A 23,130-nucleotide genomic window follows, 5' to 3' on the forward strand; every position below is an offset into this window, starting at 1 on the left:
CGCGCCGGGGTTTCGTGTGCGCCGAAGGCGGCCGCCGCAGCTCCGGTAACCGACGCCGACGGATGCGTGAACCGCGGGCCGCCACCGAGAGTGGCGGCCGACCCGCACCCGGTGGCGGCCGCGCGGCGTTCCGCTCGTCGAAACATGCCCGGTCAACAGGAATGATGTCCCGTTTCGATCACGGATGCGCACAAAGCAGTGAAGTTTGGATCACGCAGCATAAGAGATGCTGAACGCACTCGGTAAAGCGGGCTAAACTCACGCCACCGAACAGCAACCAGTCGGAATCGGACACAGACCGGCTCCGACCACTGACGAATGCGCAAGGAGCGCGCGTGCGCACACGCCTCGTTACGGTGCTGCTCGCCCTGATCGCCGCCACCCTGGCGATCCCGGGGCCGGCAGCAGCAGACACCCAGGGCGGTGCGTCGCTCTTCGGCCAGATCCGCCAACCGGACAACGATGACGAAGGTGTCGAGAACATCGGCATCACCGTCTCGCGCGACGGCGAGCAGATCGGCGAAGCGACCACCGACTCCGACGGCAATTGGGAGGTGGAGCTGCCCGATCCGGGCAGCTACCACGTGGTGCTCGACGAGGAGTCGGTGCCCGACGAATACGACGTCATGCAGGTCCCCGCGGGGGCCGAGCGCGACGTCGAGGTCCGCGAAGGCCAGCGCTTCGCCGTCGTCTACCGTCTGGCCCCGGCCGGACAGGGGCAGAACTCCGCCTCGCCCAGCGAGTCGGAGTCGGCCGGCGACGAGGAGGCCGGCGACGCCGAGGGCGGAGGATCCGCCGAAGGCGGTGAGGAAGGCGGCGTCGACGCCCCCGCCGCACCCGAGGGTTCGGGCATGTTCGGTCAGGTCGTCTCGATGACGGTGGCCGGCCTGCTCTTCGGTCTGATCATCGCCATCTCCTCGGTCGGGCTCTCGCTCATCTTCGGCACGACCCGGCTGATCAACTTCGCCCACGGCGACATGGTCACCTTCGGCGCGATCATGGCGATGATCTTCAGCGGGACCTCGGCGCTGGCCTCACTGCACGCACCCTTCGAGGGCGTGCCCGTCCTCAGCATGGCGACCAACCCCTTCGTGGTCGCCACCGTGCTCGCCGTCGTCTGCGGCGGACTCCTCGGCGGCCTGCTGGAACGGTTCCTGTGGCGACCGCTGCGCAGGCGCAACGTCGCGATGATCCAGATGTTCATCGTGAGCATCGGCATCGCCCTGCTGCTGCGCCACCTGCTGCTCGTGGTCTTCGACGCCAACCGGCAGAAGTACGTGCAGTTCCGCATCCAGGAGATGATCGAGTGGGGGCCTGTCGCCCTCACGCCCCGCGACTTGGCGATCATGGTGCTGTCCACCCTGGTGCTGGTCCTGGTTGCGAGCATGCTGCAGTTCACCCGGATCGGTAAGGCGATGCGCGCGGTCTCCGACAACCGCGACCTCGCCGAGTCCTCCGGTATCGACGTCGGCAAGGTCACCGTCTACGTCTGGGTGCTGGGCGGCTCGCTGTCGGCCCTGGGCGGCGTCTTCCTCGGACTGAACCAGTCGGTGTACTGGCAGATGGGATTCCACCTGCTGCTGCTCATGTTCGCCGCGGTGATCCTGGGCGGTCTGGGCACCGCCTACGGCGCCATGGTCGGCGGCCTGGCGATCGGCTTGATCGCCCAGCTGTCGACGCTGTGGTTCTCTCCGCAGCTGATGAACGTGTGGGCGCTGCTCATCATGATCGTCGTGTTGTTGGTCCGGCCGCAGGGGATCCTCGGTCGGCGCGAGCGGGTCGGCTAAGGGAGACGGACGATGGACATAATGACGATCCTCGCCTTGTCCCTGGAGACGGCGATCGGACCGATCGCGGCGATCTACGTGCTCGCGGCCATCGGGCTGAACATGCACTTCGGCTACACCGGGCTGCTCAACTTCGGCCAGGTCGGGTTCATGCTCGTGGGCGCCTACGGCGTTGCGGTGAGCGTGACCACCTTCGGGCTCCCCCTGTCGGTGGGCTTCGTGATCAGCCTGGGCTGCTCGGCGGTGCTGGCGCTGATCCTGGGCATTCCCACCCTGCGGCTGCGCGCCGACTACCTGGCGATCTCCACCATCGCCGTGGCCGAAGTGCTGCGCCTGGTCTACCGCGCCGAGTTCGCCCGCCCGGTCACCGGCGGCGTCTACGGCCGAAACAGCTTCGCCGACGCCTTCTACGACGCCAACCCCCTGCCCGCGGGCTCCTACGGGGTGGGCGACGTCGACTTCAACGCCGGCGAACTGTGGCTCACACTGGCCTGCTGGGGTCTGGTGGCGCTCGGGCTGGTGATGACGGCGCTGCTGATGAACAGCCCGTGGGGCCGTGTCATCAAGGGCATCCGCGAGGACGAGGACGCCGTGCGCAGCCTCGGCAAGGACGCGTTCACCTACAAGCTGCAGAGCCTGGTCTTCGGCGGCGTGTTCGGCGGCCTGGCCGGCGCCATGATCGCGCTCAACCAGCAGAACATCCACCCCGACCAGTTCATGCCGCAGGTCACCTTCTATCTGTGGGCGATGCTGCTGCTGGGCGGGGTCGGCACTCTGTGGGGGCCGGTCGTGGGCCCGGTGATCATGTGGTTCCTGCTCACGCTCTTCGACGAGACACTGCGCGGTATGGCCTCGATGGATGTGCTGCCGTTCCTGGCAACCTCCGATTCCGGCCCGCTGCGCCACGCCCTCGTCGGCGTGGTCCTGATGGTGCTGATCGTCTACCGACCGCAGGGCCTCGTCGGAAACCGCAAGGAGATGCTGGTCAATGTCAAGTGACGCGACGCCCGGCGCGCCCGCGGCGGGCCGGGACCTGATGTCCGGCGCCGAGCCCGCGGTCGGCTCGGGCAAGGCCGACCCGATCCTGCGGGCGGACGGCGTCCGCCGCTCCTTCGGCGGACTGACCGCAGTGGACGTGGACCACCTGGAGGTCCAGCGGGGCACCATCACGGCGCTGATCGGCCCCAACGGAGCGGGTAAATCCACACTGTTCAACGTGCTGACCGGCTTCGACCGGGCCGACGCGGGGGAGTGGACCTTCCAGGGCCGCAAGTTCAACGGCCTGGCCGGGCACAAGGTCGCCCAGCGCGGCATGGTGCGAACGTTCCAGCTCACCAAGGCGCTGACCCGGCTGACGGTGCTGGAGAACATGCTGCTGGCAGCGCCCGGCCAGCGCGGCGAGCGCTTCTTCGGCGCCTTCGGGCGCTGGATGTGGACCGGCCAGGAGGCCGCCAACCGCGAGCGCGCCCTGGAGCTGCTGGCCCGCTTCAAGCTCGACGCCAAGAAGGACGACATCGCCGGCAGTCTCTCCGGCGGCCAGCGCAAGCTGCTGGAGATGGCCCGATCGCTGATGGTCGAGCCGGCCATGGTGATGCTCGACGAGCCGATGGCCGGCGTGAACCCCGCGCTGGTGCAGTCGCTGCTGGAGCACATCACGTCCCTGCGCGACGAGGGCACCACGGTGCTGTTCGTCGAGCACGACATGGACGTCATCATGGGCATCAGCGACTGGATCGTCGTCCTGGCGCAGGGGCAGGTGATCGCCGAGGGGCGGCCCGCCGACATCCGCTCCAACCAGCAGGTCATCGACGCCTACCTGGGCGCGCACCACGACGAGCCCGACGCCGGCGGCGCGGGCGATGAGGGCGACCGGAAGGAGGGGCAGCCGTGAGCGGATCCGAGGCGGCCGGTACGCCCGGCCAGGACGGCGAGCAGCGCAGCGACGACCAGGGGGTTTCGGCCCCGTCCGAGCAAGCCGAGCACCCGCCGGAGGCCAGCCTGCTCCAGGAGCACCGCGAGGAGATCCTGGAGCACGCCGGACCGGCCGAGGGCGTGGAGGACTACTCGCAGTACCTGCTGGTCGCCGACGAGGTGAAAGCCGGCTACGTGCCCGAGGTCAACATCCTCGACGGGTGCACGCTGACCCTGCGCGAAGGCGAGGTCGTGGGCATCATCGGGCCCAACGGCGCCGGCAAGTCCACCCTGATCAAGACCATCTTCGGACTGCTTCCGGTGCGCGGAGGCACCATCACGCTGCGCGGCGGGAGCATCGTCAACTGCAGCGCCCACGAACTGGTCTCCAACGGGGTGGGCTACGTGCCCCAGAGCCAGAACATCTTCCCGAGCCTGACGGTCGAGGAGAACCTGGAGATGGGCGTGTTCCTGCGACCCAAGGTCTTCCAGAAGCGCCTGGCGGTCGTGTCCGAGCTGTTCCCGCTGCTGGGCGAGCGCCGCAAGGCGAAGGCGGGGGCCTTGTCGGGCGGCGAGCGCCAGATGGTCGCCATGGGCCGTGCGCTGATGATGGAGCCGTCGGTGCTGCTGCTGGACGAGCCCACCGCCGGCCTCTCGCCGATCTTCCAGGACGAGGTCTTCCACCGCGTCCGCGAGATCAACGCCACGGGAGTCTCGGTGATCATGGTCGAGCAGAACGCCCGCCGCTGCCTGCAGGTGTGCGACCGCGGCTACGTGCTCGACCAGGGCCGCAACGCCTACACCGGCACCGGCCGCGAGCTGCTGGACGACCCCAACGTCGTCGAGCTCTACCTGGGCACCCTGGCCAAGGCGGGGTAGCGGGGGAGCCGCGGCGAGGGCCCGGAAGAACCGACAGGCGGGGGCGGTGCGCACGGCGCACCGCCCCCGCCTGTCGTGGGGAGACCTCGCTTGGAGGTGCGAGCCCGCCCGCCACCCACCACCACCCGCCGGGGGTCGCTGCGCGTCGCCTGCTTTCCGCGTGCCGCCCGCCACCGCCTACCGGGGACGCTGTGTTGCGGCCTACGCCGTGGCGCCCGGGCGGGTCCCGGCCCGGGTGCGGCCGTCACCCCTCCGGGACCCGCCCGGGCGCCATGGGAACCTGCCGGGACCGGCCGCCTCAGAGGCTGCGGCACAGCAAGGGCGCATGAAAAGGCCCCCGGTCGGTCCGGAGACCGGCCGGGGGCCGTGCTGCAGGGGTGCGGCTCCGCGTCGGTGGCCTTAGGCCTCGGAGTCCACGGTGATCTCGTCCTGCTTGCTGTGGGCGCCCTCGTCGTCGTAGCCGTAGATCTGGAACGTCGCCGAGGTGACGTTGCCGTCCTCGTCGAAGTTCAAGGGACCGCTCACGCCCTGGTAGTCGATGTCCTCGCCGTCGGCGATCAGGTCCTTGCACTCCTTGAAGCCGGAGCACTCGGTGCCCTCACGCGAGACCGAGCGGATCTCCTCGACGAAGACCGTGGGGTCGGTGCTCTCGGCCTGCTCGGCGGCCAGAGCGGTGACGATGCCGCAGTCGTAGACCTGGCCGGAGAACTGGAGGACCTCCAGCTCCTCGTCGAAGGACCTCAGGCCGTCGATGAACTCCTGCTGGCCGTTGTCGGGCGCGGTGCCCTGGAAGCCGGCGATGGTGCCCGGGTCCTGGGCGTCGACCTTCTCGGCAAGGGTCTCGTCGTTCAGCCCGTCGGTGCCGTACATCTGGTCGGCGCCGACACCCTCCTCGACCAGGCCGGTGATGATCTGGACGCCCTCCTCGAAGGCGACCAGCACGACCGCGTCGGCGTCGGCGCTGGTGATGTCGCCGACGACCGAGTCGAAGTTGGCGGTGTTGGGGTCGTAGCCCTCGTTGGCGGCGACCTCGATACCGTTCTGCTTCAGGGCCTCGGCCGTCGCGTTAGCCAGGCCTTCGCCGTAGTCGTCGGCGCGGTAGGAGATGGCGACGCTCTGGTGGCCGTCCTGGGCGATCTGCTGGGCGAGCACGGGGCCCTGCATCGTGTCGCTGGGCGCGGTGCGCCAGTAGTAGCCCGTGTCGTCTTCGGCGGCCAGGCCGGGCGCGGTGTTGGAGCCCGAGCACTGGACGACCTCGGCGCCGGTGACGGAGTCCATGATGGCCTGGGTCATGCCCGAGGCCGCGGCGCCCAGGATGATGTCGGCGTCCTGGTCGATCAGGCGGTTGGCGGCGTCGTTGGCCTGGGCGGCGTCGTTGGCCTCGTCCCCGGACAGGATGTCGGGAACGTCCGAACCCAGGACCCCGCCCGCGTCGTTGATCTCCGACAGCGCGTACTTGGCGGCGCTGATCTGCGGCGGCCCGAGGTGGGAGAGGTCCCCCGTCTCGGGGAAGACGTATCCGTACTGCAGCGGTTCTTCGCCGCCACCGCCTTCGTCTCCGCCTCCGCCGCCGCCGCAGGCGGTCAACCCAAGGGTGAGGGCCGCGGCCGCCGCGGTGAGGCTGAGGGCCTTCTTGCTTGGCATTGAGGACTCTCCGTTCAACCGGCTGGGTAGCGCTGGGGACACCCGTGGTCGCTGCGAGGGTGATCGCGCTTAACCATGGGCGTTAGCGGAGCTTAAACACACGGCCTCGGATTCCGGTAGGTCGGATGGCACGTCGGTGCTGAGTCGGATTCATGCCGTTATCTCTCCGTAGTCATAGATCGGAGGGAAACGCGCTGCTCAGAGCCGCTTTTCACGATTCGCGCCGTGATGTTCATCCTCAGTGACCACGCCGCGTGCACCTCCGCTGCGCCACGCAAGGAGCCGGGCGCGGCGGCCCCCGCCGCGCCCGGCTCCTTGCGGAACAGGGCGCGGCGCTGGGGCCCGGTCCGAACGCCGCGACCCGCGCGACGGTCCCGGCGGGTCACGCGTCGCGCAGCATGCAGGTCAGGCGCGAGGTGCACACCCGGCGGCCCTGGTCGTCGGTGATGGAGATGTCCCAGGTGGCCAGCGTGCGGCCGAGGTGGACGGCCTCGGCCACGCCGGTGATGTGGCCCTTGCTCGCGCTGCGGTGATGGGTCGCGTTGATCTCGATGCCCATGGCGATCCGGCCCTCGCCCGCGTGGATCATCGACCCCACCGAGCCCAGCGTCTCGGCCAGCACGCACGAGGCGCCCCCGTGCAGAATCCCGTAGGGCTGGGTGTTGCCCTCGACCGGCATCCGCCCGACCACGCGCTCGGACGAGGCCTCCAGCACCTCCAGCCCCATCCGCTCGCCGAGGGTGCCGCCCATGTTGCCGCTGCCGGTCAACTCAGCGAGTCCGTCCGCGTCGATCGCCATGGTCTGTCTCCGCCTCCCGTGTGGTGTCAGGGCTGCCGCCGCCGGCGCCAGGCGCCGGCGGGCGCCGCGCCCCTGCCGTCGTGCCGCCCGCGCCTGGCGGCGCCGGCCGTCGGACCGCCGCAGGCGCTCCGGCCAGGGGGGCCGACGTCCCCGTCTGAACGGCGCAACGCGCAAATGTCCGCACGGCATCCTAGGATTCAACTGTGGCGACGACACAGCAGACCCCCGGACAGAACGGTACGCCGACGGGGCAGCAGGGCCCGCCCGAGTGCGGGCGGCTGCTGCTTCTCGACGGCCATTCCATGGCGTTCCGCGCGTTCTTCGCGCTGCCCGCCGAGAAGTTCACGACCAGCACGGGCCAATCCACCAACGCCATCTACGGCTTCACCTCGATGCTGATCAAGCTGCTGCGCGAAGAGCAGCCCACGCACATCGCGGTGGCCTGGGACCTGTCCGGGCCCACCTTCCGCCACGACTCCTACTCCGACTACAAGGCCGGGCGCGCCGACACCCCGCCGGAACTGCCCTCGCAGGTGGAGTTCGTCCAGGAGCTGCTGAAGATGCTCGGCATCACCAGCGTGTCGGCTCCCGGCTACGAGGCCGACGACGTCATCGCCACCCTCACCGCCCGCGGCCGCGAGGAGGGCATGCAGGTCCTCATCGCCTCCGGCGACCGCGACGCCTTCCAACTGGTCGACGAGACCTGCACGGTGCTCTACCCCGGCCGGAGCATCTCCGAGCTCACCCGCATGACGCCCGACGCCGTCGAGGACAAGTACGGCGTCCCGCCCGAGCGCTACCGCGACCTCGCCGCCCTCGTCGGCGAGAAGGCCGACAACCTGCCCGGCGTTCCGGGTGTCGGCCCCAAGACCGCCGCCAAGTGGATCACCAAGTACGGCTCGCTGGACGATCTCGTCGCCCGCGCCGACGAGCTCACCGGCAAAGCCGGGCAGAACCTGCGCGACCACCTCGACCAGGTCCTGCGCAACCAGCAGCTGAACCGCCTCGACCCCGACGTCGAGCTGGAGCGGCCCGTCATCGAGCTCACGCGCACCCAGGCCGACCGCTCCGGCGTGCACGGGCTCTTCGACAACCTGGAGTTCGCCTCCACGCTGCGCGACCGCCTGTTCGCCGTGCTCGGCGACACCCAGGAGGACGAGGCCCAGGTCGCCGACGAGGAGTTCACCGTCGAGCTGACCGTGCCCGCCCCCGGGGAGCTCGGCGCCTGGCTGCAGGCCAATGCCTCCGACGGCGCCCGCTGCGGCGTGGCGCTCGCGGGTACCTGGGGGGCCGGCGCCGGAACCGTCACCGGACTCGCGATCGCCACCGCGCAGGGCCCCGCGCTCTTCGCCGACCCCGCCGAGCTCGGCGCCGAGGACACCTTCGCCCTGGCCGCCTGGCTGGCCGACCCCGGGGCGCCCAAAGCGCTGCACGACGCGAAGGGCCCGCTGCTGGCCCTGTGGGCCCACGGATTCGAACTGGGCGGACTCACCAGCGACACGGCGCTGGGCGCCTACCTCGTGCAGCCGGGCGGGCGCAAGTTCGAGCTGGCCGACCTGTGCCGGCGCTTCCTCAACCGCGAGCTCGGCGAACAACGGGGCGACTCCGGCCAGCTCTCCCTGGACATCGGCGGCGAGGGCGGCGAGGGCGAGTCCGACCCGCGTACCGCCGAGCGTGTGGAACTGGCCACCCACGCCCGTGCCACGCTCGATCTGGCCGCCGGACTCGACCTCGATCTGGACAAGCGCGGCGGCGCGTCGCTGCTGCGCGACCTGGAGCTGCCGCTGCTGCGTGTGCTGGCCCGCATGGAGCGCACCGGCATCGCCGCCGACCGCGACTACCTCGACTCCTTGGAGCAGGAGTTCGCCGCCGCCGTGCGCCAGGCGGTCGACGAGGCGCACCAGGCGGTGGGCCGGGAGTTCAACCTCGGCTCGCCCAAGCAGCTCCAGCAGGTCCTCTTCGAGGAGCTCGACCTGCCCAAGACCAAGAAGATCAAGACCGGCTACACCACCGACGCCGACGCGCTGACATGGCTGGCCGAGCGCACCGACCACCCGCTGCCGGGCATCCTGCTGCGCCACCGCGACCAGACCCGGCTGCGCACCACGGTCGAAGGCCTGATCAAAACCGTCGCCGACGACGGGCGCATCCACACCACCTACAACCAGACGGTGGCGGCCACCGGCCGGCTCAGCTCGGTCGAACCCAACCTGCAGAACATTCCCGTGCGCACCGAGGCCGGGCGGCGCATCCGCCGCGCCTTCGTGGTCGGCGCGGACTACCACGACCTCCTCACGGCCGACTACAGCCAGATCGAGCTGCGGATCATGGCCCACCTCTCCGAAGACGAGGCGCTCATCGAGGCCTTCCAGACCGGCCACGACTTCCACGCCGAGATCGCGGCGCGCGTGTTCGGCATCGGCGTCGACGAGGTCGACGACAAGGCCCGCGCCCGCATCAAGGCGATGAACTACGGCCTGGCCTACGGGCTCAGCGAGTACGGGCTCTCCCAGCAGCTGGGGATCGCGCCCAAGGAGGCCAAGGGCCTCATGGACGACTTCTTCGTGCAGTTCGGCGGGGTCCGCGACTATCTCCGCGCCGTCGTCGAGCGCGCCCGCCGCGACGGCTACACCGAGACCATGCTGGGCCGGCGCCGCTACCTGCCCGACCTCACCAGCGACAACCGCCAGCGCCGCGACATGGCCGAGCGCATGGCGCTGAACGCGCCCATCCAGGGCTCGGCCGCCGACATCATCAAGGTCGCCATGCTCGACGTCCAGGCCGGACTGGCCGAGGGCGGCTACAGCTCCCGCATGCTGCTTCAGGTCCACGACGAGCTCGTGCTGGAGGTCACCGAGGAGGAGCTCGACGCTGTGCGAAAACTGGTGTCGGAGAGGATGTCGGGCGCCTATGATCTGCGGGTGCCGCTCGCCGTCTCGGTGGGCGTGGGGCGCGACTGGCACGACGCCGCGCACTGAGTACTCGGCCCGCCCGCACCGCGGCGTGTGTCGTCCGCGGCACCGGCGGGCAGGCCGACTCCGAGAAGACGAACGCCCGAACGCCCGCGGCCCCGGCGATCGGGTACCGGTACGGGCACAGCGGAGGTGAAGGCGATGCCGGCATCCGAGCGCGGGTCCGGCGGCCCGCGGGTGGAGCTGCGCGAGAGCGAACTCGCCTGGAGGTTCACCCGCTCCGGCGGGCCGGGCGGCCAGCACGCCAACACCGCCGACACCCGGGTCTCGCTGTCGCTGGACGTCGCCGCCACGGAGTCGCTCAGTCCCCAGCAGCGCGAACGCGCGCTGGGCCGGCTCGCCGGACGGCTGAACGACACTGTGCTGACCGTCACCGTCGAGGAGCACCGCTCCCAGGCCCGCAACCGCGATCTCGCCCGGGAGCGGCTGGCCGCCCTGCTGTCCCGGGCAGCCGCCTCCGGCCCTCGCTCAAGGCGTCCCACCCGGCCCACCCGCGGGTCCACCGAGCGTCGCCTGGCGTCCAAGAAGCGCCGTGGCCAGGTCAAACGCATGCGCGGGCGTGGCGGCGAGGAGTAGTTTCCGCTCGGCCGCCCGTGGCCGCATCGCTCGGGATGGGTGCGCCGCCGGCCGGAACCGGTCCCGCACTCCAGTCGTCGGGGCGCGGCGGAAACGCGTCGGACCTGTGTCCGGAGCCGGTTCGCCGGGCCGCTTCCGATTGACCTGGACGCCCGCGTCTCATATTGTGGCAAGAGCGTTGTGGACTCGCGTGCGCAACTCGACCTCGGAGATCGTGCCGGTGTGACAGCCAGATCGCATACTCGACTCGACCCCCCGGGGATTCGGGAGCGGTGGCTGGTCGGCACCTGGGATTCGCGGAAAGACCCGAGCTTCGGTTGCGGGTCCGAAGTCGATTCGGACGGTGGTGATTCGGCCGCGTGATTCCGCGGCGCACCTATTCTGCCAATGTCCGTATCCGGAGTCCACCCACACATGACGAGCAGCACAGAGGTAACCTCGACACCCCAGGTAGCGGTCAACGACATCGGGTCCGAGGAAGCCTTCCTCGCGGCGATCGACGAGACCATCAAGTACTTCAACGACGGTGACATTGTCGAAGGCACCATCGTGAAGGTCGATCGAGACGAGGTCTTGCTCGATATCGGCTACAAGACCGAGGGTGTTATCCCGTCCCGGGAACTGTCGATCAAGCACGACGTCGACCCAGGCGAAGTCGTGGCGGTCGGCGACCACGTCGAGGCCCTCGTCCTCCAGAAGGAGGACAAGGAAGGCCGCCTCATCCTGTCCAAGAAGCGCGCGCAGTACGAGCGCGCCTGGGGCACGATCGAGAAGATCAAGGAAGAGGAGGGCGTCGTCACCGGCACGGTGATCGAGGTCGTCAAGGGCGGTCTGATTCTCGACATCGGACTCCGCGGCTTCCTTCCGGCCTCGCTCGTGGAGATGCGCCGTGTGCGCGACCTCCAGCCCTACGTGGGCCGCGAGCTCGAGGCCAAGATCATCGAGCTCGACAAGAACCGCAACAACGTGGTGCTTTCCCGCCGCGCCTGGCTGGAGCAGACCCAGTCGGAGGTCCGCCAGACCTTCCTCAACACTCTGCAGAAGGGCCAGATCCGCAAGGGTGTCGTTTCGTCGATAGTGAACTTCGGCGCCTTCGTCGACCTGGGCGGTGTCGACGGCCTCGTGCACGTGTCGGAGCTGTCCTGGAAGCACATCGACCACCCCAGCGAGGTCGTGGAGGTCGGCCAGGAGGTCACGGTCGAGGTCCTCGACGTCGACATGGAGCGCGAGCGCGTCTCCCTGTCGCTCAAGGCGACCCAGGAAGACCCCTGGCAGCAGTTCGCCCGCACGCACCAGATCGGCCAGGTCGTTCCGGGCAAGGTCACCAAGCTGGTCCCCTTCGGCGCGTTCGTGCGTGTCGAGGAGGGCATCGAGGGCCTGGTGCACATCTCCGAGCTGGCCGAGCGCCACGTGGAGATCCCTGAGCAGGTCGTCCAGGTCGGCACCGAGATCTTCGTCAAGATCATCGACATCGACCTCGACCGCCGGCGCATCAGCCTTTCGCTGAAGCAGGCCAACGAGAGCGTCTCGCCCGACCAGGTCGACTTCGACCCGACGCTCTACGGCATGGCGGCCGATTACGACGAGCAGGGGAACTACAAGTACCCCGAGGGCTTCGACCCCGACAGCGGCGAGTGGCTCGAGGGCTTCGAGGCTCAGCGCGACGAGTGGGAGCGCCAGTACGCCCTCGCTCAGGCCCGCTTCGAGGCGCACCGCAAGCAGGTCGAGGAGGCCCAGGCCGCCGAGGCCGAGGCCGGCCCCGAGGCACCGTACGAGGGTGGCGAGGAAGAGGCCGCCGCAGCCCCCGCGGCGGCGCCGAGCGCCCCCGCGGCCGAGCCCGACACCGGTGGCGCCCTCGCCTCCGACGAGGCGCTGGCCGCGCTGCGCGAGAAGCTCGCCGGCGGCAACGAGGGCTAAGGCCCCCGCCGCACGGTCGGCACGCGAATCGCCGAGGGCCGCGCCCGGGAACGGGGGCGGCCCTTCGCTATGCTCGCCGCAGCCGCGTTCGTCCATGGACCACGGGAGCAGCGATGCCCACCCCGCCCGAGCCGACCATCGGGGCCGCAGCGGTCGAGGACGCCGGCGAGATCTGGACGCTGCAGCGGGCGGCGTTCGTCGACGAGGCCCAGTTGTACGGCGACCCGTTCGTCCTCGCGCTGGCCGAGACGCTCGACAACGTCCGCAGCGCGATCACCCGCGGGCACGTGCTCACGGCCGTTGAGGGTACGCGGATCGTCGGCGCGGTGCGCGGGCGCGTCGAGGGCGGTACCGGGCTGGTCAACCGGCTGTGCGTGGCACCCGACCGGCGCGGCCGGGGTATCGCCCGGGCGCTGATGCGGTCGCTGGAGGAGCGCCTGGCACACGCCCATCCCGAGGTCGCCGCGTTCGCCGTCGTCACCGGGCAGCAGAACGAGGACGACCTGCGCCTCTACCGCGGCCTGGGCTACGCCGAGACCCACCGCGAGCGCATGTCCGACCATTTGGCGCTGGTGCACATGCGCAAGGCGGTCCCCGGCCGCGAGCCCCGCCCGGCCGGCGTTTAGGCTCGCCGGCATGCTGCGTGTGGGACTCACCGGAGGAATCGGATCCGGCAAGAGCGCGGTGGCCCGGAGGCTGGAGGGCCACGGCGCGCTGATCGTCGACGCCGACCAGATATCCCGCGAGGTGGTGGAGCCGGGCACCTCCGGACTGGAGGAGATCGCCGCCGAGTTCGGCGACGACGTGCTCACCGAGGAGGGCCGGCTGGACCGGCCCAGACTGGGCGAGATCGTCTTCTCCGACACCGCGAAACTGGCCAAGCTCAACGCGATCGTCCACCCGCGTGTAGGCGCACGCACCGAGGAGCTGATGAAGGGGGCCTCCGCCGACGCGGTCGTCGTCTACGACGTCCCGCTACTGGTGGAGAACGACCTCGGCGGCCTCTACGACGTCGTCGTGGTCGTCGACGTGCCCGAGGAGGAGCAGGTCGCCCGGGTCGTGCACAATCGCGGCATGGACGCCGACCAGGTCCGCGCCCGCATCAACGCCCAGGCCGCCCGGGACCGCCGCCGCGCCGCCGCCGACATCGTCGTCGACAACTCCGGCACCCCCGAGGACCTGGACGCCCGGGTTGCCGAGGTGTGGGAGTACCTGCGCACCCGCGCCTGAGGGAGCGGCTCCGCCGGGCAGTGCGCCGCCGGGGCGCGGTGCTGAAGGCGGGCCGCGGTGTTCGACGAGGTCCGCGGAAGGGGATCGCGAGCGACGCGGCGGCGGGTCCGTGGACTACCGTGCAGTCATGGTGCAGCAGACCACGCGTCTCGGGGTACGGCAGGTCGATCTGGCGGATTGGCGGTGGTTGCTGGGGGCGCTGCGCGCTCGGTTCGAGACCCCTTCGTTCGAGGCGGGGGCCGCGTTCGTCGCGGCAGTGGGACGGCTCGCCGCTGAGGCCGGTCACCGTCCCGACGTCGATCTGCGTGCTGGGCATGTGCAGCTCGTCCTGCGCAGTCACGACGCCGGTGGGGTCACCGAGCGGGACGTCCGGCTGGCCGAGCGGATCAGCGCGCTCGCAGCCGACCATGGGCTGGTCCCGCGGCCAGGGCGGGTACAGGTGCTGGAGGTCGCCCTGGACACGCCTGCGACCGAAACCGCACGGCCGTTCTGGGCAGCCGTTCTCGGCGGTGGTGAGTCAGGCGGTGACGTCGTCGACCCGGCGGGAGGGCTTCCGCCGCTGTGGTTCCAGGCGACCGACTCGACCGCGCCCGATCGGCAGCGCTTCCACCTGGACGTCACGGTCCCGCCGGAAGCCGCCGAGGGGCGGATCGCCGCAGCGGTGGCTGCGGGCGGCCGCGTCGTCGACGAGAGCCGTGCCCCGGCCTTCACCGTGCTGGCCGACCCGGACGGCAACAAGGCCTGCATCTGCACCGAACTGGGGCGCGACTGACCTTGGAGGGCGAACCGGAACCGCCGGGCGACCTTTCTGGGCACGGGCAGAGCGTTCATCAGGCGGCCGCTCCGTCGGTGGCGCCGTACGGGGATCAGCTCCGCGTACTGCGTCAGCGAGGCCTCGACGAGGCGGCGCAGGCGCGGGTTCAGCCGTTCGGCGTCGCGGCCGTCGCGGATACTCCGACGGAGGAGCGTGCTGACCCGCGCGGCATCCCTCAGGTGATCCCGTCGAAGACCAGCTCACCCGAGTCGAAGCGATCGGGGATCCGGGTGGGCAGCCGCGCGACCCGATCCGATCCAGGGCCTCGGCAGCGGCGCGGTCCCGCAGGATCGAGCGCTGGGAACGGCACGCGTAGGCTCGTAGGTTGACGGTGCACACCGTCCTCCCGGTCCCCACGACGCAGCCACTGACCTCGGAATCCGCCGCGTGCGGGCTGTGTTGTCACCGGCGGGTTATAGCGTGGGCAGACATCCGGAACGCGAGGGGAGCTGAGGCGACGTGCGGCCGGTGACCGATATTCAGCGCAAGAAGGCGCCGTTCGAGGTGGTCTCGGACATGAGCCCCGCCGGCGACCAGCCTGCGGCCATCGCCGAGCTCACCCGCCGCGTGCAGGCGGGCGACGCCGACACCGTGCTGCTGGGCGCCACGGGCACCGGCAAGACCGCGACCGTGGCGTGGATGTCCGAGCAGCTCCAGCGGCCCACGCTGGTCATGCAGCCCAACAAGACCCTGGCGGCGCAGTTCGCCAACGAGCTGCGCGAGATGCTGCCCAACAACGCGGTCGAGTACTTCGTCTCCTATTACGACTACTACCAGCCCGAGGCCTACGTCCCCCAGACGGACACCTACATCGAGAAGGACTCCTCGATCAACGACGAGGTCGAGCGGCTGCGGCACTCGGCCACGAACTCGCTGCTGACCCGGCGCGACACGATCGTGGTGTCCTCGGTCTCCTGCATCTACGGCCTGGGCACGCCGCAGGAGTACGTCGACAGGATGGCCGAGCTCGAGGTCGGCATGCAGGTCGACCGCGACGACCTGCTGCGCAAGCTCGTCGAGATGCAGTACAGCCGCAACGACGTGTCCTTCACCCGGGGCACCTTCCGCGTGCGGGGCGACACCGTCGAGGTCATCCCGGTCTACGAGGAACTCGCCATCCGCATCGAGATGTTCGGCGACGAGATCGAGCGGCTGCTGACCCTGCACCCCCTGACCGGCGAGGTGCTGGGCGAGGACGAACACGTCTACCTCTTCCCGGCCTCCCACTACGTCGCCGGCCCCGAGCGCCTGGAACGCGCCGTCGGAGCGATCGAAACCGAGTTGGGCGAGCGCCTCACCGAGCTGGAGAACCAGGGCAAGCTGCTGGAGGCCCAGCGTCTGCGCATGCGCACCACCTACGACGTCGAGATGCTGCGCCAGGTGGGCAGCTGCTCGGGCATCGAGAACTACTCGCGCCACTTCGACGGCCGCGAGCCCGGCAGCGCCCCCAACACCCTCCTCGACTACTTCCCCGAGGACTTCCTGCTGGTCGTGGACGAGTCCCACGTGACGGTGCCGCAGATCGGCGGCATGTACGAGGGCGACGCCTCGCGCAAGCGCACCCTGGTCGACCACGGTTTCCGGTTGCCCTCGGCGCTGGACAACCGCCCGCTGAAGTGGGAGGAGTTCACCGAGCGCATCGGGCAGACGGTCTACCTCTCGGCCACGCCCGGTCCCTACGAGCTGCGCCGCAGCGGCGGCGACGTCGTCGAGCAGGTCATCCGCCCCACCGGACTGGTGGATCCCGAGGTCGTCGTCAAGCCGACCGAGGGCCAGATCGACGACCTCGTGCACGAGATCCGCGAGCGCGCCGAGCGCCGGGAGCGCGTGCTGGTCACCACGCTGACCAAAAAGATGGCCGAGGACCTCACCGACTACTTCGCCGAGCTGAACATCCGCGTGCGCTACCTGCACAGCGAGGTCGACACGCTGCGCCGGGTCGAGCTGCTGCGCGAGCTGCGCACCGGCGAGTTCGACGTCCTCGTGGGCATCAACCTGCTGCGCGAGGGCCTGGACCTGCCCGAGGTGTCGCTGGTGGCCATCCTCGACGCCGACAAGGAGGGCTTCCTGCGCTCCTCCAGCGCGCTGATCCAGACCATCGGGCGAGCGGCGCGCAACGTCGCCGGCCAGGTGCACATGTACGCCGACAACGTCACCGACTCCATGCGCAACGCCCTGGACGAGACCAACCGGCGCCGCGCCAAGCAGCTGGCCTACAACGAGGCCAACGGCATCGACCCGCAGCCGCTGCGCAAGAAGATCGCCGACATCCTCGACTCGCTGGCGCGCGAGGACGTCGACACCCAGGAGCTGATCGGCTCGGGCTACCGGCAGGGCGACCAGCAGGCCAAGACCCCGGTGCCCGACCTGAAGTCGGCCGGCTCCGAGCGCTCCGAGGACGTCACCCGGATGCCCAGGGCCGAGCTCGCCCAGCTCATCGATCAGCTCAGCGAGCAGATGCACCAGGCGGCCACCGATCTGCAGTTCGAGCTCGCCGCCCGGCTGCGCGACGAGATCAAGGAGCTCAAGCGCGAGCTGCGCGGAATGGACGCCGCAGGGGTGAGCTGAGCTCTCGCCGGGGCCGCCGGCGTCGAAACCGGGCGAAGGCGACGGCGCCTCGCCCGCGGCCGCACGCGCGATCGCGGCGGTGCCGATGCACGCGCGCCGACAGCGCGGCCGTCCGTACGCCCCCCGTCGGGCGGCCAGTGTGCAATCGCCGACGGCAGCCGCATCGGCCGTTTAACGCGCATCCTTCGCGGTCAGTGGCCTGTGTTCAGGTTCACCCCGCACGTCGTGATCTCGGGCGAATCGGTTACTGTTGGACCGATCGGGCTTTGCGGCCATGAAATTGCATAGCGACAATTTCAAAACGATCAGGGAAATTCTCGCCGCAATCGCGAGCGGAGCGACTCCTGAGGCGCTACGGTCTTTGTGTCCGTGTTGCGACGGTACGTGACCACTGATCGGCTCCCGACAGCCGCGCCGGCGAGCCGAGGGCGGGTGTGTGCGGGATGCGCGGCCTGGGAGGTGGGATGGGCGGTTATGTCGCCCGGGTGCGGAACGACGAGCTTCCGGGCAGCGGTACGGAGTTCGATCTGCTGGTCGACTCCGTCGCCACGCGCTGGCGAGAGGTCGATCCTCTGCTGCCGGCGCCGACGCGCCCGCGCAAGAGCACCTATCCACTGCTGACGGTCAGCGACGAGGCCGGACGACCGGTGGCCACGGGCACCATGCGCTACTCCTGGTACCAGCCCGGCGAGATCGGCCGGACCTGGGGCATGCCCGACCAGCACTGGCTGACGCCCATCGTGGGCGGCCCCGATCCCGGGCGCGCGCTGGACTCGCTGCTGTCGAGCTGGCGCGAACAGCTGCAGCAGCTGCCCACCGGCACCGGCTCGGAATCGGCCGCGCAGCTTACCTGGCCTGCCCGCGACGTCCTGGGCGTACCCGCGCTGCAGGCGCACGGACTGCAGCCCTACAGCGTGTTGGCCGCGCGCGAGCGGCGCCGCGGGGTGCCCCCCTCGCTGCCGCCGCGCGACGTCACCATCCGCCTGGCCGACTCGCAGGACCTCCCTCAGATCGTCAGCCTGCTGATGGAGGAGCACCGCTACGAGGAGTTCTTCGGCGGGGTGTTCATCCAGCCCGAGACCCCTGAGCAGACCCGCCGGGTCGCCGCCCGCGCGTTGAGCCGCTCGCCCTCGTGGGTGTGGCTGGCCGAGCGGCGCGGGCGTCCGGTCGGCCTGGTCTGGGTCTCCCCGCCCGACCGCGCCCGCTGGGCCGCCCCGCTGGTACGGGCTGCACCGGCCGCCCACATCGGCTACGGCGTGGTGGCCGAGGAGGAGCGCGGCCGCGGCATCGGCACGGCCCTGATCAGTGAGGCCCATCAGGCGCTGGACGCCCACAACGTGCAGGTGACGGTCCTCAACTACGCCATGATGAACCCCCTTTCGGGGCCCTTCTGGAACCGCATGGGCTACCGGCCGGTGTGGACCACATGGGAGGTCCGCCCGGCGCTGGCGCTGCGCTGAGTGCGGACGGGGGCGGCGCGTGCCCCCGTCGACACAGCCTGAAGCCGGATGCGGAGGCGGCTGGACGCGTGTGCCCGTGCGGATGGGATGATCCCGTCACCGCCTCCGGGTCAGTGCGCGGGTCGCCGCACTATCCTGGGCGGTGCGGGCACAGACCCGGCTCGCGCGCCTTCGCGCGCACGTGAGGCGCCCCGGCACCGGCGGCGCAGCCAGCAGTCGTGAAGACGGGAAGTGGCGCAATGGCCGCGCAGCACGTGGAGATCGTCGAGGTCGGACCGCGGGACGGGCTGCAGAACGAGGAGACCCCGCTGCCGCCGCCCCGCAGGATCGAGCTCATCGAGCAGCTCATCGGCGCCGGCGCCCGCAGGATCGAAGCCGTCAGCTTCGTCAACCCGCGCCGGGTGCCGCAGATGGCCGGTGCCGAGGAGGTCATGGCGGGCGTCCCGCGCCGCGAGGACGTCTCCTACATCGGTCTTGCGCTCAACCGCCGCGGCCTGGACCGGGCGCTGGAAGCCGGAGTCGACGAGGTCAACGTCGCCATTCCCGCCACCGACGGCTTCTGCCGGCGCAACCAGGGCTGCTCGGTCGAGGAGATGAACGACGCCTTCGCCGACATCGCCGCGGTCGCCGCCGACGCCGGCATGCCCGTCAGCGCGACGGTCTCCACCGCCTTCGGGTGCCCGTTCGACGGCGAGACCGACCCCGAGCAGGTGGTGGAGGTCGCCCGGCGCGCCGCCGACGCCGGCGCCGTCGAGATCGCCCTGGCCGACACCATCGGCGTGGGCGTGCCCGGCCAGGTGGCCGATCTGATCGAGCGTGTCCGCCCTGTCGTCGGCGGCGCCCGGCTGCGCTGCCACTTCCACAACACCCGCAACACCGGCTACGCCAACGCCCACACCGCCGTCGCACACGGCGTCACCGTGCTGGACTCCAGCGTCGGCGGTTTCGGCGGCTGCCCCTTCGCCCCCGGCGCGACGGGCAACATCGCCACCGAGGACCTGGTCTTCCAGCTCGAACGCAGCGGCCGGCACACGGGCATCGACGTCACCGAGACCGCCCGCAGCGGCATGTGGCTCGGTTCGGTTCTGGGCGCCGCGCCCACGGCCCTGCTCGGGCGCGCCGGCGTGTTCCCGGCCGGGCGCGGCTGAGACCCGGGGGTCCGCCCGCGGCGGCGCCCCCCGAGGATTCGGCGCAAGCGGGGTGCGTCCGGGTGGCGACCGTCGGTAGCCTCTCTGTAGCCGGAGCGTGTCCGAGCGCGTTCACCGCGGCCTTTCCACCCCGACACCGGGAGCTCCCCCATGCCCGATGCCCCCGTCCCTTCTGCAGTGCGCGTCGCCCAAGCGGTCTGCCTGGGTTTCGTCGCCGTGGCCGCCGTGCGCGGACTCGTCTCCATCGCGGTGGCGCTGTCCGCGGGAGAGGAGGAACCGGGCTACGTCCTCGGCTACTTCGGCGTCGGCCCCGCACTGGCCCTGGTCTTCGCCGGGTCCACGGCGTGGCTGATCCGGCGGCCGGGCAGGTTCGCCTTCGCCTTCGCGCTGGTGACCGCTTCGGGGATGTGCCTGGCAGGACTGTTGAACCTGCGGGACGCCCCGCCGGTGGGCCTGCTCTACGGTGCCCTCGGGGCGACCGCCCTGGTGTTCGTGTTCCTCTCCACGTCCTTCCTGCTCGGCCGTGACGAGGGGCGCGCCCCGCAGGCCGGTCCCTACGTCGGTCCGCAGCCCTATCCCGGTCAGCCGATCCCGCAGCGGCCCCATCCCCAGCAGCAGTGGCAGCAGCAGTCCTGGCAGGAGTCTGCCCCCGCTCCGCAGCGGCCGCAGCCTCCTCACGGCGGTCCCGCAGGCCGATAGCCCGTGTTCCGCGGCGCCTCACGCACACGCGACCGATCGCCGCAGGGGCGGTCCACCACGGGTAGGCGCAGCACGCCGCTTCGCGGAACCGTGCCGCTGCGCTGCCGGGGTCCGCGGCCCCGCCGCGGCCCCCTGTGCGCAGAGCCCGTCGGCGCCCGCACGCAGGCGTCGCGGCAGGGCAGCCCCGCTGGCGAGCGGCACGGTCCGAGCGAGGCACGTGCCGGGGCGGGGGTCGGGCGCTGTTATCCTGGTGGCCCGTGGAGTCCGAGGTCGCGGACGGGGCCGAGCCCCTTCGGCGCCGGGCACCGCACGGGCCTCCGAGCCGAACCGGCGGCCCGTCGCCGTACGACCACGGGAGCAATCTTTGGCAACCTCCGCGAGCACCAAACATCTTTTCGTCACTGGCGGGGTCGCCTCCAGCCTCGGCAAGGGTCTGACCGCATCCAGCCTCGGACGGCTGCTGAAGTCGCGTGGCCTCCGCGTCACCATGCAGAAGCTCGACCCTTATCTCAACGTCGACCCCGGCACGATGAACCCCTTCCAGCACGGTGAGGTGTTCGTCACCGACGACGGGGCCGAGACCGATCTGGACATCGGCCACTACGAGCGCTTCCTCGACACCGAGCTGTCGGCCTCGGCCAACGTCACGACCGGCCAGGTCTACTCAAGCGTCATCGCCAAGGAGCGCCAGGGCGCCTATCTCGGGGACACCGTGCAGGTCATCCCGCACATCACCAACGAGATCAAGGCGCGCATCTACGCGATGGACTCCGCCGACGTCGACGTGGTGATCACCGAGATCGGCGGCACGGTCGGCGATATCGAATCCCAGCCCTTCCTCGAGGCGGTGCGCCAGATCCGCCACGAGATCGGCCGCGACAACTGCTTCTTCCTGCACGTCTCGCTGCTGCCGTTCCTGGGCCCCTCCGGTGAGCTGAAGACCAAGCCCACCCAGCACTCGGTGGCCGCGCTGCGCAACATCGGCATCCAGGCCGACGCGCTCGTGTGCCGCGCGGACCGGCCCATCCCGCAGAGCCTGAAGAGCAAGCTCAGCCTGATGTGCGACGTGGACGAGGGCGGGGTGGTCTCCACCCCCGACGCCCCCTCGATCTACGACATCCCCAAGGTCCTGCACCGCGAAGGCCTGGACGCCTTCGTCGTGCGCCGCCTGGGCCTGGCCTTCCGCGACGTCGACTGGACCGAGTGGGACAACCTGCTGCGCCGTGTCCACCAGCCCGAGCGCGAGATCACCATCGCCCTCGTCGGCAAGTACATCGACCTGCCCGACGCCTACCTGTCGGTGACCGAGGCGATGCGTGCCGGAGGCTTCGCCGAGAACACGCGGATCGAGCTGCGCTGGGTGGCCAGCGACCACTGCGCCACCCCCGAGGGAGCCGAGCGCGAGCTGGGCGGCGCCGACGGCGTGCTGATCCCCGGCGGGTTCGGTGTGCGCGGCATCGAGGGCAAGCTCGGGGCGATCCGCTACGCCCGCGAGAACCGGGTCCCGCTCCTGGGCATCTGCCTGGGCCTGCAGTGCATGGTCATCGAGTACGCCCGCAACGCCGCTGGTCTGGCCGGCGCCAACAGCGCCGAGTTCGACGACAAGGCCGAGCACCCGGTCATCTCGACCATGGCCGACCAGACGGACGTCGTCGCCGGTGAGCGCGACATGGGGGGCACGATGCGGCTGGGGCTGTACCCGGCCGAGCTGGCCGAGGGCTCCATCGCCCGCGAGCTCTACGGCGAGGCCCGCGCCCACGAGCGCCACAGGCACCGCTTCGAGGTCAGCAACGCCTACCGCGCCCGCCTGGAGAAGGCCGGGATGGTTTTCTCGGGCCTGTCGCCCGACGGCCGGCTCGTGGAGTACATCGAGCTGCCCCGTGAGCAGCACCCCTTCTTCATCGCCACGCAGGCCCACCCCGAGCTTCGCTCCCGGCCGACCCGTGCCAGCCCCATGTTCCGCGGGCTGGTCGCGGCAGCCCTGGACCACGCTGCGGGGACCGACACCGCAGCGGCCGAGGCGGTGCCCGCGCACGAGGCGCCCGCGGAGGCCGCCGAGTCCGCCGACACGGCCGAGCGGGCATGACCGGCGAGCCCACCCCCTTCCAGGCGGAGACCTCCGGCGAGCTCACCGACCGCCCGGAGGTCTGGGAGGTCGAGCGCAGCAGCGAGGCCTACCGCGGAGCGAAGACCACCACCCGCGTCGACCGCGTGCACATGCCCGGCAGCGGCGGCGAAGACGAGGTGGTGGCCCGGGAGTATCTGGACCACCCCGGCGCCGTGGGAGCCCTCGCGCTGGACGAGTACGGGCGTGTGCTGATGGTCAGCCAGTACCGCCACCCCGTCGCCCACCGGCTGTGGGAGCTGCCCGCCGGCGTGCGCGACGAGGAGGGCGAGCCGCCGGTCCTCACCGCACAGCGCGAGCTGCGCGAGGAGGCCGGATTCGCCGCCGAGGACTGGTACGAGCTTGCGGACTTCTTCCCCTCGCCCGGCTTCTCCAGCGAGCGCATCCAGGTGTTCCTGGGGCGCGGCCTGACCCGGCTGGATGAGGCGGAGATCGGCTTCGACCGCATCCACGAGGAGACCGACATGGTGCTGCGGTGGGTGCCGCTGCAGGAGGCCGTGGAGGCCGCCCTGGACGGGCGGCTGCGCAACGGCGCCGCGGTCGTGGGCGTGCTGGCCGCCAACGCCGCCCGCGGTTCCCTGGCGTCCCTGCGTCCGGCCCG

General features: G+C 70.8%; 18 protein-coding genes. 16 read left to right on the plus strand and 2 right to left on the minus strand.

What is annotated here, in order from left to right:
- Positions 1-335 precede the first annotated feature (335 nt).
- The 4 genes from LP52_RS19740 to LP52_RS19755 all read left to right on the plus strand — a co-directional run bounded on the left by LP52_RS19740 (position 336) and on the right by LP52_RS19755 (position 4,577).
- Positions 336-1,787 carry a branched-chain amino acid ABC transporter permease gene (locus LP52_RS19740; protein WP_193790015.1) on the plus strand — a complete coding sequence of 484 codons (1,452 nt, stop codon included), beginning with the start codon at positions 336-338 and terminating at the stop codon, positions 1,785-1,787.
- Between the two features lie 12 nt (positions 1,788-1,799).
- Positions 1,800-2,786, plus strand: coding sequence for a branched-chain amino acid ABC transporter permease (locus LP52_RS19745; protein ID WP_040275744.1), 987 nt, complete (start codon positions 1,800-1,802; stop codon positions 2,784-2,786).
- Positions 2,776-3,678 carry an ABC transporter ATP-binding protein gene (locus LP52_RS19750; RefSeq protein WP_394298217.1) on the plus strand — a complete coding sequence of 301 codons (903 nt, stop codon included), beginning with the start codon at positions 2,776-2,778 and terminating at the stop codon, positions 3,676-3,678. Before LP52_RS19745 ends, LP52_RS19750 begins: the two co-directional genes overlap by 11 nt.
- A 107-nt stretch (positions 3,679-3,785) precedes the next feature.
- A complete protein-coding gene (locus LP52_RS19755; protein ID WP_040275789.1) occupies positions 3,786-4,577 on the plus strand; it encodes an ABC transporter ATP-binding protein in 792 nt (263 codons plus the stop codon).
- 399 nt (positions 4,578-4,976) lie between these two features.
- Here LP52_RS19755 and LP52_RS19760 read toward each other — a convergent pair whose 3' ends face one another.
- Both LP52_RS19760 and LP52_RS19765 read right to left on the minus strand, forming a co-directional pair.
- Positions 4,977-6,221 carry an ABC transporter substrate-binding protein gene (locus LP52_RS19760; protein WP_040275745.1) on the minus strand — a complete coding sequence of 415 codons (1,245 nt, stop codon included), beginning with the start codon at positions 6,219-6,221 and terminating at the stop codon, positions 4,977-4,979.
- A gap of 382 nt (positions 6,222-6,603) precedes the next feature.
- Complete coding sequence (locus LP52_RS19765) at positions 6,604-7,020, minus strand: PaaI family thioesterase (RefSeq protein ID WP_040275746.1); 417 nt, start codon at positions 7,018-7,020, stop codon at positions 6,604-6,606.
- A gap of 203 nt (positions 7,021-7,223) precedes the next feature.
- On the opposite strand from LP52_RS19765, the gene polA reads away from it, so the two are divergent.
- The 12 genes from polA to LP52_RS19825 all read left to right on the plus strand — a co-directional run.
- Positions 7,224-9,998, plus strand: a complete 2,775-nt coding sequence (gene polA / locus LP52_RS19770) for a DNA polymerase I (protein ID WP_040275747.1) — start codon at positions 7,224-7,226, stop codon at positions 9,996-9,998.
- A gap of 135 nt (positions 9,999-10,133) precedes the next feature.
- A complete protein-coding gene (arfB, locus tag LP52_RS19775) occupies positions 10,134-10,568 on the plus strand; it encodes an alternative ribosome rescue aminoacyl-tRNA hydrolase ArfB (protein WP_040275748.1) in 435 nt (144 codons plus the stop codon).
- Positions 10,569-10,982: 414 nt separating this feature from the next.
- Positions 10,983-12,485 (plus strand): 30S ribosomal protein S1, encoded by a 1,503-nt coding sequence (rpsA, locus tag LP52_RS19780; protein WP_040275750.1) that lies wholly within the window; start codon positions 10,983-10,985, stop codon positions 12,483-12,485.
- Between the two features lie 113 nt (positions 12,486-12,598).
- Positions 12,599-13,111, plus strand: a complete 513-nt coding sequence (locus tag LP52_RS19785; protein WP_040275752.1) for a GNAT family N-acetyltransferase — start codon at positions 12,599-12,601, stop codon at positions 13,109-13,111.
- A 10-nt stretch (positions 13,112-13,121) separates the two neighbouring features.
- Positions 13,122-13,715, plus strand: coding sequence for a dephospho-CoA kinase (gene coaE, locus LP52_RS19790; RefSeq protein ID WP_193790017.1), 594 nt, complete (start codon positions 13,122-13,124; stop codon positions 13,713-13,715).
- A 127-nt stretch (positions 13,716-13,842) separates the two neighbouring features.
- Entirely contained in the window at positions 13,843-14,487 is a 645-nt protein-coding gene (locus LP52_RS19795) for a VOC family protein (protein WP_040275792.1), read from the plus strand.
- A 501-nt stretch (positions 14,488-14,988) separates the two neighbouring features.
- Positions 14,989-17,097: an excinuclease ABC subunit UvrB gene (gene uvrB / locus LP52_RS19800; protein WP_040275754.1), complete on the plus strand. Its 2,109-nt coding sequence runs from the start codon at positions 14,989-14,991 to the stop codon at positions 17,095-17,097.
- Between the two features lie 464 nt (positions 17,098-17,561).
- Positions 17,562-18,557 carry a GNAT family N-acetyltransferase gene (locus LP52_RS19805; RefSeq protein WP_040275756.1) on the plus strand — a complete coding sequence of 332 codons (996 nt, stop codon included), beginning with the start codon at positions 17,562-17,564 and terminating at the stop codon, positions 18,555-18,557.
- Positions 18,558-18,796: 239 nt separating this feature from the next.
- On the plus strand, positions 18,797-19,705 hold the full coding sequence (locus LP52_RS19810; RefSeq protein ID WP_040275758.1) for a hydroxymethylglutaryl-CoA lyase: 909 nt from the start codon (positions 18,797-18,799) through the stop codon (positions 19,703-19,705).
- A 150-nt stretch (positions 19,706-19,855) separates the two neighbouring features.
- A complete protein-coding gene (locus LP52_RS19815; protein ID WP_157036405.1) occupies positions 19,856-20,404 on the plus strand; it encodes a hypothetical protein in 549 nt (182 codons plus the stop codon).
- Between the two features lie 364 nt (positions 20,405-20,768).
- A complete protein-coding gene (locus LP52_RS19820) occupies positions 20,769-22,490 on the plus strand; it encodes a CTP synthase (RefSeq protein ID WP_084723349.1) in 1,722 nt (573 codons plus the stop codon).
- A partial coding sequence (locus LP52_RS19825; protein ID WP_040275762.1) for an NUDIX domain-containing protein occupies positions 22,487-23,130 on the plus strand: 644 nt, incomplete at its 3' end. The genes LP52_RS19820 and LP52_RS19825, both read left to right, overlap by 4 nt.

The sequence above is a fragment of the Streptomonospora alba genome, from assembly GCF_000826685.1.
GTDB classification, from domain to species: Bacteria; Actinomycetota; Actinomycetes; order Streptosporangiales; family Streptosporangiaceae; genus Streptomonospora; species Streptomonospora alba.

Excerpts from the sequence above, each read along its gene's own strand:
- rpsA (WP_040275750.1), top strand. The coding sequence starts at position 10,983 with ATGACGAGCAGCACAGAGGTAACCTCGACACCCCAGGTAGCGGTCAAC.
- LP52_RS19745 (WP_040275744.1), top strand. The coding sequence starts at position 1,800 with ATGGACATAATGACGATCCTCGCCTTGTCCCTGGAGACGGCGATCGGA.
- LP52_RS19810 (WP_040275758.1), top strand. The coding sequence starts at position 18,797 with ATGGCCGCGCAGCACGTGGAGATCGTCGAGGTCGGACCGCGGGACGGG.
- LP52_RS19785 (WP_040275752.1), top strand. The coding sequence starts at position 12,599 with ATGCCCACCCCGCCCGAGCCGACCATCGGGGCCGCAGCGGTCGAGGAC.
- coaE (WP_193790017.1), top strand. The coding sequence starts at position 13,122 with ATGCTGCGTGTGGGACTCACCGGAGGAATCGGATCCGGCAAGAGCGCG.
- LP52_RS19750 (WP_394298217.1), top strand. The coding sequence starts at position 2,776 with ATGTCAAGTGACGCGACGCCCGGCGCGCCCGCGGCGGGCCGGGACCTG.
- LP52_RS19805 (WP_040275756.1), top strand. The coding sequence starts at position 17,562 with ATGGGCGGTTATGTCGCCCGGGTGCGGAACGACGAGCTTCCGGGCAGC.
- LP52_RS19795 (WP_040275792.1), top strand. The coding sequence starts at position 13,843 with ATGGTGCAGCAGACCACGCGTCTCGGGGTACGGCAGGTCGATCTGGCG.
- arfB (WP_040275748.1), top strand. The coding sequence starts at position 10,134 with ATGCCGGCATCCGAGCGCGGGTCCGGCGGCCCGCGGGTGGAGCTGCGC.
- LP52_RS19765 (WP_040275746.1), bottom strand. The coding sequence starts at position 7,020 with ATGGCGATCGACGCGGACGGACTCGCTGAGTTGACCGGCAGCGGCAAC.
- LP52_RS19815 (WP_157036405.1), top strand. The coding sequence starts at position 19,856 with ATGCCCGATGCCCCCGTCCCTTCTGCAGTGCGCGTCGCCCAAGCGGTC.
- LP52_RS19760 (WP_040275745.1), bottom strand. The coding sequence starts at position 6,221 with ATGCCAAGCAAGAAGGCCCTCAGCCTCACCGCGGCGGCCGCGGCCCTC.